The following is a 10,298-nucleotide window of genomic DNA, read 5'->3' as shown; positions in this document are numbered from 1 at the left end:
TCGTTACAAGCGCCTCAGATCGCGTCCAATTCGCCAAAACCCAGGCCGCCGAGATTCGCGGCTTCCAGGGCATCGTGGAGTTCCTGTGAGATGAAGACCGTCCCGAAATTCGTTCTCGGATCGATCCAGAGGTGGTGCCCCGCCGTCTGCTTCAGGCTGACGACATACTTTTTGCCCGGAATTTGCCTCCAGCTTCTTTCCTTGTAGAACTCGTGTGTGGTGTGCTCCCGGTCCATGCCGTCCACACGGGCGCACGGAACCAACCAGAAATAGTGCGCCAGATGATTGCCTTCCGCATCGACCAGTTCGACCGGCTGGAACTGGTGTTTACCGGGCTCAAGCCGCTCGACGACGCTGCGGAAGCGTTCCGAAACCACGAACCAGCTGGAGGCTCTCATCACATCAGCCATTTCCTCCAACCGACCCGTATATTGCACCCTGGTCGGCGCATGGGTCATGTCGACTGGCAGACCCTGATAGGTCCACATTCTTTCGACAAAGGTCCGATCGGGCTGCATCAGCATGTTGCCTACAGCGGCCACATCGGTCGAATTCGGATTGAACTCAAACCCTGTCGGGTAGACCTGTTTGAAGTCTCCGTCGAGCACTCTCAGGTCAGACGTGTATTCCTCGGGCTGTTTCCAATAGATCGTGTAGACTTTCTGCATTTCCTGCGTCCTCTCTGATTTCGACGCCGGCAACATGCCACCTGAAGCCGCTCCTGTCGCGGCCAGAGCTACACACATCATGACAATGTCCCTTCTGCCTGGCCGCCAAAATTTGGCGGCGCGGTGACCAAGCATTCGCGAGCAACGCAGCAGCTCATCCATTCTCCCCGCCGCTCATCTTGCGGGCGCCCATTTTTTCCAGCGTCTCCGCATCGAGCAGACGGCCGATGACGGGGTGCATGCGCAGATCGCCATCCTTGATGATCTGCTTGAAATTGCCGATGACCGACGCCGCCGTCTTCGAATCCGGCGCGATCACATCGAGCAGCCAGTTGATGTTGCCGCTCGTCCAGTCCTCGGGCTTGAGCCGGACGGGAAAGACGCCACCCTTGATCTGCTCGCGGATGCGGGCATCGACCTCTTCCGACACGCTCGCCCAGATGGCGAGCCCGGCCATGTCGGCCAGCGGATTGTCGTCCTTCGCAGGTTTGGCGGGCCAGGCCATGGCGATGCGGTCACGCATCAGGGGATCGAGAACGAGATGGGAAATGTCGGCCAGTGTCTGGCTGCGATAGCGCGGCAGCGCCATCATGGTCATGACCACGGCACCAAAATTCTCACGCAGCTTCGAGCGGACCTGCGCGATGCGCTCAAGGATCTCGGGATCGAGATTTTTTGGATCCGTAGGCGTGGCACCCGAAGCCTTTCCACCGGGCTTCGCGGTACTGGAAGCGGCTTTGGCCGAAGCCGAGGCGGTTTTTCCGCCAGCGCTCTTACCGTTTTTACCCCCGGAACCAGAGGCTGCTACACTTGAATCCGCACCATCGCCTTCTGTCACCTTGCCCAAAGACACGTGTCCCCCACCGAAAATTTACAACCAGAACGATTATCGCAGCTAATGGCATTGGAAAACGGTTGTCAACGGAAGAAATGTACGCGCAACAGTTGTTTTTCCCATGGCTGCAGAATTACGCGTTCATGGCACGAGCATCTCGGTGCGGGGTACGGTGGCAGGGGCGCCTATTCTTCCCGGAAAGTGCGCATGAGGTGATCGCCCAGCGGTTTAAACAGATAGCTCAGAACCGTGCGAGGAACCGTTTCGATGTACCCTTCGACCGGCATGCCGGGCAGCAGTGCCAGCCCGGAAAGCCGTGCAAGCTCGTCTGTCGCAATGTCGACGCTGGCGCGGTAGAAACTCATGCCGCTTTTCTCGTCGATCACGGCGGTGGGAGAAACGTTGCGGATCGACCCGAATATCTCCGGCGTCGTGCGCTGGTTGAAGGCGGGGAAACGCAGCGTGACCTTCTGGCCGCGATAGAGCTGGTCGATATGCTGCGGCTCGATGGTGAGCTCGACCTCATTGCCCTCCTGCAGGGCGATGATCTGCATGAGCGCGCCACCGGGAGGAACCACACCCCCTTTGGTGAAAACGCCAAGCTCATGAACCACGCCGGAAACCGGTGCGGAAACGACAACGCGCTCCAGCTGCTTGCGCGTGGCGAGGATCTGTTCGGTCAGGGCACTGACCTCGACTGCCGTGGTCCTCAGTTCGGTCAGAACCTCCTCGCGAAAGGCACGGTCTATCTGGATGATGGCAATCTCGGTCTCGCGGATGGAGTTTCTGATCCGGGCAAGGTCGGCTTCAAGCTCGGCGAGCTGACCGGCGAGATCGACCAGCGTGCGCTCCTGCGACAGAACGCGGGTGCGCTGGATCAGGCCTTTTTCCAGAAGGCTGCGGGAATCGGCGATTTCCGCTTCGTGGATTTCGACCTGCCTGCGCTTGGATGCGATGAGCCCGTTGATGCCGGCGATCTGATTGTTGAACTGACGGATCTTCTCCCGCTGCTGTTCCATCTGCCCCTGACGGGCCTTCCTTCTTGCATCGAACAGCTTTTGCTGCCCCAGCATGAACGGGGTGAGATCGATGTCCTCAAGCCCCGGCAGCCCAGGGTCCAGACGCACGCTCTCCGCCCCGTCCCGCTCGGCTTCCAGCCGGGCCCTTGTTGCCGTGGCCTCTGCCAGACGGTTGATGTAGATATCGAAATTGGCCCTCAGAAGCGTGTCGTCGAGCCGCACGAGCGGATCTCCCGCCTCGACCCGGTCGCCATTGTCGACATGAATGGTCTCGACAATGCCGCCATCCAGATGCTGCACGGTTTTGGGTTTGCCGCGCACATTGACGTTTCCCGTGGCCACCACGGCGCCGGAGATCTCCGCCGTCGCCATCCAGCCAAAGACGCCTGCAAAGAGCACCAGAAACAAGAGCAGCCCCACGGTGATCGGCCGCCCTGTTCCTGTTTGCGGGCGCAGTGGATCGCCTGCGGCGCCGGAAACGGGAAATGCCAGCGTGTTTTGCTCAGCTGCCGAGGCCTGCAGGCTCTCTTCCGTCTGTTCGGTGCTGTTCTTTTGTGCGGTCACGCTCATCCCCTCCGCGTTACCTTTTGCAGCACCTCGGCCTTATCGCCGAACTCTGCCACCATGCCGTTGACGAGCATGAGCACCTTGTTGACGGCGGCGATGGCACTCGGGCGGTGCGCCATGACGACAACGGTCGAACCGCTTGCGCGCAGTGCCTCGATAGCACCGGCGAGCGCGGTATCGCCCTCGGCATCGAGGTTTGAATTGGGCTCGTCCAGCACAACGAGCTTCGGCGTGCGGAACACGGCACGTGCGAGCGCGATGCGCTGGATCTGACCACCGGAAAGAATGGTCCTGGCGCCCAGTCCCGTGAGGGTGGCGTATCCATCCGGCAGCCGCAGGATGAGATCATGCACGCCGGCCATTTTGGCAGCCGCGATGACCTCCTCGTCGCTGGCCGTATCATCGAAACGGGCGATGTTGTCGCGCACACTGCCCGATAGCAGCTCGACATTCTGCGGCAGATAGCCGACATGCCGGCCCAGCGCCTCGCGCTCCCAGTGGTCGAGACGAGCGCCATCGAGCCGGACGGCGCCCGCATCGGGAACCCGCACGCCAGTCAGCGCACGCGCGAGCGTGGTCTTGCCGGCCGCACTTGCGCCGATGACGCCGAGCGCATCGCCCGGATCAAGCGCAAAGGAAACCTGTGCGAGAATGGGCCGACGTTCCGCACCGGGCTCAGACGACGCAAAGATCGTTATGCCTTCGACCTGAAGCCGGCCTTCGGGCGCGGGCAGCTCGGTTGTTTCGGCCTCTTCCTCCGACGCCTGCAGGATGCCCTTGAGGCGGCCATAGGCACCGCGCGCCCGCTTGATCGCGCGCCATTGACCGATGGTGACATCCACAGGCGCGAGCGCCCTGCCGGCGATGATCGACCCGGCGATGATCATGCCCGGCGTGATCTCTTGAAGAATGGCGAGGTAGCTGCCCAGCCCCAGAATTGACGACTGCAGCAGCAGACGGGTGGCCTTGGAGGCGGAAGCAAAGACTTCAGCCCGCTCTCCACCCTTCTGCGCGTTCCAGCCGGCTTCGTCGTGGATGCGCCGCCAGCGCCGCTCGACATGACCGGCCATCCCCATGGCCAGAAGCGCCTCGCCGTGGCGATGGCTGGCATCCGCCATCTGTGCGTCGGAATATTCCAGCAACATGGCGCGGGAAAGCGCCTCGCGGGACAGCATCTCGTTGGCAAGCGCGAAGATGAAGACCATTGCGGCACCGCCAAGCGCCAGCAAGCCAAGCCAGGGGTGAAGCAGAAACACGATGGCAAGGTAAAACGGCACCCAGGGCAGATCGAACAGTCCCGTGAAACCGGGGCTCGTGAGAAACTGCCGGAGTACGGCGAGCTCCTGCAGCGGTCGTGCGGCCTCTCTGGAGGAAGCGGCACCGGCAGCGACATAGTGATTGAAGAGCGGAGAGCTCAGCCTCTGTTCCAGCCTGTAGCCCGCCCGCGAGAGAACACGTGAGCGGATGAACTCGAACAGCCCGAGAAAGAGATACATGCCTGCGGCCAGACCGGCGATCGCCACCAGCGTGGGCACCGAGCGGCTTGCCAGCACGCGGTCATAGACCTGCAGCATGAAGATCGGCCCGGTGAGCATGAGGAGATTGATGGCGGCGGAAAAGAGCGCCGCGCTTCTGAAAGCCGAGCGAACCGAATGGACCGCCTGCCTCAACGGATGGTCACTGTCACCCTTCACATTTGCCACGGATTCCAACTCGATCAGAACGGGGAGCGTTATGGACTAATCAACACAGGGTTGCATTGCAAGACACTCTTCGGGAATTCGCGCTCAGCGTTAACAGCTTTGACCGTCTGCTGCCCGGGGTTGCGGGGGAGACCTGCCAGACAACACCGCTTGACAAGCGAGCGCCATCTAATCCAACTTGCGGCCTCACCTGGGGGGTCCCGCCAAGGGGCTGAGATTCTGCTGGGCATGGTTTTCCATGCAGCGCAGTGACCCGATGAACCTGATCCAGTTCATACTGGCGTAGGGATGGTGCATGCCTGGCGGGTCGCTGGCTCCTTCGAGCCGAAATCCATTTCCATAGCGGAACGTCAGCGCTCTTCCTCCTCTCGGCACGAACTGGGTCTCCATTGCAAAACACGCAGAGGAGGCTCTGACCCATGGATGCTATCGCTCCGAAAGTGACCACCGGCCCGTTGCCGGCATCGCGCAAGATCTACAAACCCGGCAAGCTTCACCCCGACATTCGCGTGCCCATGCGCGAGATCGCCGTGCATCCGAGCGCCGGCGAGCCGCCGGTGACGGTCTATGATTCCTCCGGTCCCTATTCCGATCCGGACGCGCTGATCGAGATCGAGAAGGGCCTGCCGCGCATTCGCGAGGCCTGGGTGAAGGCGCGCGGCGATGTGGAAGCCTATGAGGGCCGCCATGTGAAGCCGGAGGACAATGGCTTTGTTTCCGGCGACCGGCTGACGCCCGAGTTCCCCACGCGCCACCAGCCGCTGCGGGCCAAGGACGGCAAGGCCGTCACGCAGCTTGCCTATGCGCGGGCCGGCATCGTCACGCCGGAAATGGAATACATCGCCATCCGCGAGAACCTTGGCCGCGAGCAGGCAAGAGCTGCACAGGCGCGCGATGGCGAGAGCTTTGGTGCCGCCATCCCCGATTTCGTGACGCCGGAATTCGTGCGCGACGAGGTGGCGAAGGGCCGGGCGATCATCCCCGCCAACATCAACCACCCGGAAGCCGAGCCGATGATCATCGGCCGCAATTTCCTCGTGAAGATCAACGCCAATATCGGCAATTCCGCCGTCACCTCCTCCATGGCCGAGGAGGTGGACAAGATGGTGTGGGCGACGCGCTGGGGCGGCGACACGGTGATGGACCTTTCCACCGGCCGCAACATTCACAACATCCGCGAATGGATCATCCGCAACTCGCCCGTGCCCATCGGCACCGTGCCGATCTATCAGGCACTGGAAAAGGTGAACGGCATCGCCGAGGATCTGAACTGGGAGGTCTTTCGCGACACGCTGATCGAACAGGCCCGAACAGGGCGTCGACTATTTCACCATCCATGCGGGTGTGCGGCTCCACTATATTCCGCTGACGGTCGATCGCGTAACGGGCATTGTTTCGCGCGGTGGCTCGATCATGGCCAAGTGGTGCCTGCATCACCACAGGGAGAGTTTCCTCTACGAGCATTTTGAGGAAATCTGCGACATATGCCGCGCCTATGACGTCTCCTTCTCGCTGGGCGATGGCCTGCGTCCGGGCTCCATTGCCGATGCCAATGACGCCGCGCAATTTGCCGAGCTGGAGACGCTGGGAGAGCTGACGCAGATCGCCTGGGCAAAAGACTGTCAGGTGATGATCGAGGGCCCCGGCCACGTGCCCATGCACAAGATCAAGGAGAACATGGACAAGCAGCTCGATGTCTGCGGCGAGGCACCCTTCTATACGCTTGGGCCGCTCACGACCGACATTGCGCCCGGCTATGACCACATCACCAGCGGCATTGGCGCGGCGATGATCGGCTGGTTCGGCACGGCCATGCTCTGCTATGTCACGCCGAAGGAGCATCTGGGCCTGCCCGACCGCGACGATGTGAAGACGGGCGTCATCACCTACAAGATCGCGGCCCATGCGGCGGACCTCGCCAAGGGGCATCCGGCAGCGAAGATCCGCGACGATGCGCTTTCGCGGGCGCGGTTCGAGTTCCGCTGGGAGGACCAGTTCAACCTCTCGCTCGATCCCGAGACGGCGCGGAACTTCCACGACGAGACGCTCCCCAAGGAGGCGCACAAGGTGGCGCATTTCTGCTCCATGTGCGGGCCGAAATTCTGCTCCATGCGCATCTCGCACGACATCCGCGCCGAGGCGCAGAAGGAGGGCATGGCCAAGATGGCGGAGAAGTTCCGCGAGGGCGGCGATCTCTATATGCCGCTGGAAAAGGCGGTCGAGCCCGGGGAGTGATCCATGCATGTCCTTGTTCGTGGGGCCGGCGTGGCCGGCCTCACGCTGGCGCATGAGCTGGTGCGGGCGGGTGTGCGGGTGACCGTGTGCGACACCCGCTCCGGCCCGGCGGGCAGCGCCTCGTGGCTGGCGGGGGGGATGCTCGCGCCATGGTGCGAGCGCGAGAGCGCGGAGGAGCCGGTGCTCACGCTCGGAAAGAGCGCGGCAGACTGGTGGGAGGCCGCACTTCCCGGCCATGTGGTGCGCAACGGAACGCTCGTTGTCGCGCCGACGCGGGACCGGGCGGAGCTCGACCGCTTTGCCGCGCACACAACCGGCCATGAATGGCTGGAGGGGGATGCCGTGGGTGCGCTGGAGCCTGATCTTGCGGGCCGGTTTCGCCGCGGGCTCTTCTTTCCCGGTGAGGCGCATCTCGATCCACGGCAGGCGCTGACGGCGCTTGCCGAAGGGTTGAGGAAGGCCGGTGTTCGTTTCGTCTGCGAAATGGAGGTCGAGGTGGACAGGATTGCCGACTGCACCGGCATGGCAGCGGCAGACCCGGAGCTGCGCGGGGTGCGGGGCGAGATGCTTCTGCTGCGCACGAAAGAGGTCAGGCTTTCGCGCCCGGTGCGGCTGCTTCACCCACGCATACCGGTCTATATCGTGCCGCGCGCGGATCACCATTTCATGGTGGGCGCAACGATGATCGAAAGCGGGGATGACGGGCCGATCAGCGCCCGCTCGATGATGGAATTGCTGAACGCGGCCTATAGCCTGCATCCGGCCTTTGCCGAGGCAAAGATCGTGGAGACGGGCGCCGGTGTGCGACCCGCTTATCCCGACAATCTCCCGCGCGTGAAGCGCACGCCGGAGGGCGTCCGCGTGAACGGGTTTTACCGCCACGGTTTTTTGCTTTCGCCGGCCATGGCGCGCGAGGCGGCGGCCCTCATCCTGAACGAACGCGTGGAGGTGTGCGATGAAGCTCACGGTTAATGGTGAAGAGCGGCAGGTGACAGCAGCAACGCTGGCCGCCCTGCTCGACGAACTGGACTACGCGCCCGATTTCCTCGCCACCGCACGCAATGGCGAGGTCGTTCCGGCACCGGAACGAAGTGGGTGCGCGCTCAAAGACGGGGACCGGATCGAAATCCTTTCGCCCATGCAGGGAGGCTGACATGCTGGAGCTTTATGGCGAACAGCTTTCGTCGAGGCTGCTGCTCGGCACGGCGCAATATCCTTCCCCCGCCATCATGGCCGACGCGGTGCGGGCAAGCGGCTGCGAAGTCGTGACCGTCTCGCTACGCCGGGAAATGGCGGGCAGCCGCAATGGTGGGCAATTCTGGGAACTAATCCGGGAGCTTGGCGTGCGGGTGCTGCCCAACACGGCCGGGTGCCATTCAGTGAAGGAGGCGGTGACCACGGCGCAGATGGCGCGCGAGCTTTTCGGCACGGACTGGATCAAGCTTGAGGTGATCGGCCATCACGACACGCTGCAGCCGGATGTGTTCGGCCTTGTCGAGGCCGCGCGCATTCTGAGCGATGAGGGTTTCAGGGTTTTTCCCTACACGACCGACGATCTGGTGGTAGGAGAGCGGCTGCTCGAAGCGGGATGCGGAGTGCTGATGCCCTGGTGCGCGCCCATCGGCTCGGCGCGGGGGCCGGTCAATGTGGATGGGCTTCGGGCCATGCGGGCAGAATTATCCGATGTGCCGCTCATCGTGGATGCGGGGCTCGGGCGCCCCTCCCATGCGGCCATGGTGATGGAGCTCGGGTTTGATGCCGTGCTGCTCAACACGGCCGTGGCAAAGGCGGGTGATCCGGTGGCGATGGCAGGAGCCTTTGGCGGAGCTGTGGAAGCAGGGAGAACGGCCTTTTTGGCCGGACCGCTGGAGCCGCGCGACATGGCCGTTCCTTCAACGCCGGTGATCGGCAAGGCGGTGTTTGAATGAAACTCGATCCCTTTTATCTGATCGTCGACAGTGCGGCGTGGATTCGCCGGCTGATACCGCTCGGCTTGAAACTCGTGCAGTTGCGCATCAAGGAGATGGATGAGGCGGGGCTTCGCGGAGAGATCACTGAGGCAAGGCGCATCTGTGCCGAACACGACTGCCAGCTTATTGTCAACGACCACTGGCGGCTGGCCATCGAAACGGGCTGCGATTTCATTCATCTGGGGCAGGAAGACCTGGCGGAAGCCGATCTCGATGCCATCCGAATGGCACGGCTGAAACTGGGTGTGAGCACCCATGACGGGGCCGAATTGCGCACGGCGCTCGCCGTGAAACCCGACTATGTGGCGCTCGGTCCGGTCTATCCGACGATCCTGAAAAAGATGAAATGGAACCCGCAGGGGCTCGACCGGCTGGCGGACTGGCGCAAGCGTGTCGGCGATGTGCCGCTGGTGGCGATTGGCGGGCTGAACCCCGAACGGCTTCCCGGCGTGTTTGCGGCAGGGGCGGATAGTGCTGCGGTGGTGACTGACATCACGCTCAATGCCAATCCCGAGGCGCGCACGCGAGAATGGCTGGCAGCGACTGCCAGATGGCGGTGAGCATGCCCCATGTGCTCGTGATTGCCGGTTCGGATTCATCTGGCGGTGCGGGCATCGCGCGCGATGTCGAGACGCTTGCGGCGTTTGGTGTGAAAGCCTGCCTCGCGATCACGGCGGTGACGGTGCAAACGCATGAGGCGGTGGAGCGTGTCGAATTCTGTGACCCCGATCTGGTGGCGGCACAGATGCGGGCCGCCCTTACGGCAAACGCGGTCGCGGCAATCAAGATCGGCATGCTTGGAAGCCGCGAGACCGTGAAACGCGTTGTGGCGGTTCTGCGCGAACATGCCGCGATACCGGTGGTGCTCGATCCGGTGATCGCGTCGTCATCCGGGCGAGCGCTGCTTGCTCCAGATGCCATTGAAGCCATGCGCGAAAGCCTGATGCCGCTTTGCAGCCTCGTCACGCCGAACCTGCCCGAACTTGCGCTTCTGACGGGAGACGAAGAGACGGAGAGCGAGGCGGACCGGCATGCGCAGGCAGCCCGATTGCTCGGAGGTGGGGCGAAGGCGCTTCTGGTGAAAGGTGGACACGCCAAAGGCGCGCGCGCCGTGGACACGCTGTTTCAGGCGGGGGAACCGCCGCTCCGTTTCGAGGGTCCGCGTCTGCCCGGCACGATGCGCGGCACCGGCTGCATGCTGGCGAGCGCCATCGCCGCCAGCCTTGCCCGGGGCGATGGGCTGGAAACCAGCGTGCGCGCGGCAAAAACCCATCTGTCCGAACGCTGGCATGCCGGATGAG

General features: G+C 63.0%; 9 protein-coding genes, 1 pseudogene and 1 riboswitch. Of the genes and pseudogenes, 6 read left to right on the top strand and 4 right to left on the bottom strand.

All coding sequences use genetic code 11. The features are described 5' to 3' along the window. Positions 1–14: 14 nt before the first annotated feature. From AB2N04_RS00895 to AB2N04_RS00880, 4 genes are all read right to left on the bottom strand, one after another. Positions 15–830 carry a DUF1629 domain-containing protein gene (locus tag AB2N04_RS00895; protein WP_367714277.1) on the bottom strand — a complete coding sequence of 272 codons (816 nt, stop codon included), beginning with the start codon at positions 828–830 and terminating at the stop codon, positions 15–17. Beyond that, positions 823–1,521 (bottom strand): toxin-activating lysine-acyltransferase, encoded by a 699-nt coding sequence (locus AB2N04_RS00890; RefSeq protein ID WP_367714276.1) that lies wholly within the window; start codon positions 1,519–1,521, stop codon positions 823–825. Before AB2N04_RS00890 ends, AB2N04_RS00895 begins: the two co-directional genes overlap by 8 nt. Positions 1,522–1,688: 167 nt before the next feature. Beyond that, entirely contained in the window at positions 1,689–3,086 is a 1,398-nt protein-coding gene (locus AB2N04_RS00885; RefSeq protein WP_367714275.1) for an HlyD family type I secretion periplasmic adaptor subunit, read from the bottom strand. Positions 3,087–3,088: 2 nt separating this feature from the next. Continuing rightward, positions 3,089–4,792: a type I secretion system permease/ATPase gene (locus AB2N04_RS00880; RefSeq protein ID WP_367714274.1), complete on the bottom strand. Its 1,704-nt coding sequence runs from the start codon at positions 4,790–4,792 to the stop codon at positions 3,089–3,091. 181 nt (positions 4,793–4,973) lie between these two features. Then, positions 4,974–5,099: riboswitch (TPP riboswitch) on the top strand. 112 nt (positions 5,100–5,211) lie between these two features. On the opposite strand from AB2N04_RS00880, the pseudogene thiC reads away from it, so the two are divergent. The 6 genes and pseudogenes from thiC (at position 5,212) to thiD (ending at position 10,297) form a co-directional block, all read left to right on the top strand. Then, positions 5,212–7,027 (top strand): annotated as a pseudogene (thiC, locus tag AB2N04_RS00875) (phosphomethylpyrimidine synthase ThiC). 3 nt (positions 7,028–7,030) lie between these two features. Next, complete coding sequence (thiO, locus tag AB2N04_RS00870; protein ID WP_367714273.1) at positions 7,031–7,999, top strand: glycine oxidase ThiO; 969 nt, start codon at positions 7,031–7,033, stop codon at positions 7,997–7,999. Continuing rightward, positions 7,983–8,180 carry a sulfur carrier protein ThiS gene (gene thiS, locus AB2N04_RS00865; RefSeq protein WP_367714272.1) on the top strand — a complete coding sequence of 66 codons (198 nt, stop codon included), beginning with the start codon at positions 7,983–7,985 and terminating at the stop codon, positions 8,178–8,180. Before thiO ends, thiS begins: the two co-directional genes overlap by 17 nt. Position 8,181: 1 nt before the next feature. After that, a complete protein-coding gene (locus AB2N04_RS00860) occupies positions 8,182–8,955 on the top strand; it encodes a thiazole synthase (RefSeq protein WP_367714271.1) in 774 nt (257 codons plus the stop codon). Then, entirely contained in the window at positions 8,952–9,557 is a 606-nt protein-coding gene (locus AB2N04_RS00855) for a thiamine phosphate synthase (RefSeq protein WP_367714270.1), read from the top strand. Before AB2N04_RS00860 ends, AB2N04_RS00855 begins: the two co-directional genes overlap by 4 nt. Further along, complete coding sequence (thiD, locus tag AB2N04_RS00850) at positions 9,548–10,297, top strand: bifunctional hydroxymethylpyrimidine kinase/phosphomethylpyrimidine kinase (RefSeq protein WP_367714451.1); 750 nt, start codon at positions 9,548–9,550, stop codon at positions 10,295–10,297. Before AB2N04_RS00855 ends, thiD begins: the two co-directional genes overlap by 10 nt. Position 10,298 lies beyond the last annotated feature (1 nt).

The sequence above is a fragment of the Nitratireductor sp. GISD-1A_MAKvit genome, assembly GCF_040819555.1.
Classification (GTDB): domain Bacteria; phylum Pseudomonadota; class Alphaproteobacteria; order Rhizobiales; family Rhizobiaceae; genus Nitratireductor.
Note: the sequence above shows the minus strand (reverse complement) of the source record. Positions and strands in the feature narration are given on the sequence as shown.

What these genes read in the sequence shown, in the direction of transcription:
- thiS (WP_367714272.1), top strand. Translation starts at nt 7,983, where the DNA reads ATGAAGCTCACGGTTAATGGTGAAGAGCGGCAGGTGACAGCAGCAACG.
- thiD (WP_367714451.1), top strand. Translation starts at nt 9,548, where the DNA reads ATGGCGGTGAGCATGCCCCATGTGCTCGTGATTGCCGGTTCGGATTCA.
- AB2N04_RS00855 (WP_367714270.1), top strand. Translation starts at nt 8,952, where the DNA reads ATGAAACTCGATCCCTTTTATCTGATCGTCGACAGTGCGGCGTGGATT.
- thiO (WP_367714273.1), top strand. Translation starts at nt 7,031, where the DNA reads ATGCATGTCCTTGTTCGTGGGGCCGGCGTGGCCGGCCTCACGCTGGCG.
- AB2N04_RS00895 (WP_367714277.1), bottom strand. Translation starts at nt 830, where the DNA reads ATGGATGAGCTGCTGCGTTGCTCGCGAATGCTTGGTCACCGCGCCGCC.
- AB2N04_RS00860 (WP_367714271.1), top strand. Translation starts at nt 8,182, where the DNA reads ATGCTGGAGCTTTATGGCGAACAGCTTTCGTCGAGGCTGCTGCTCGGC.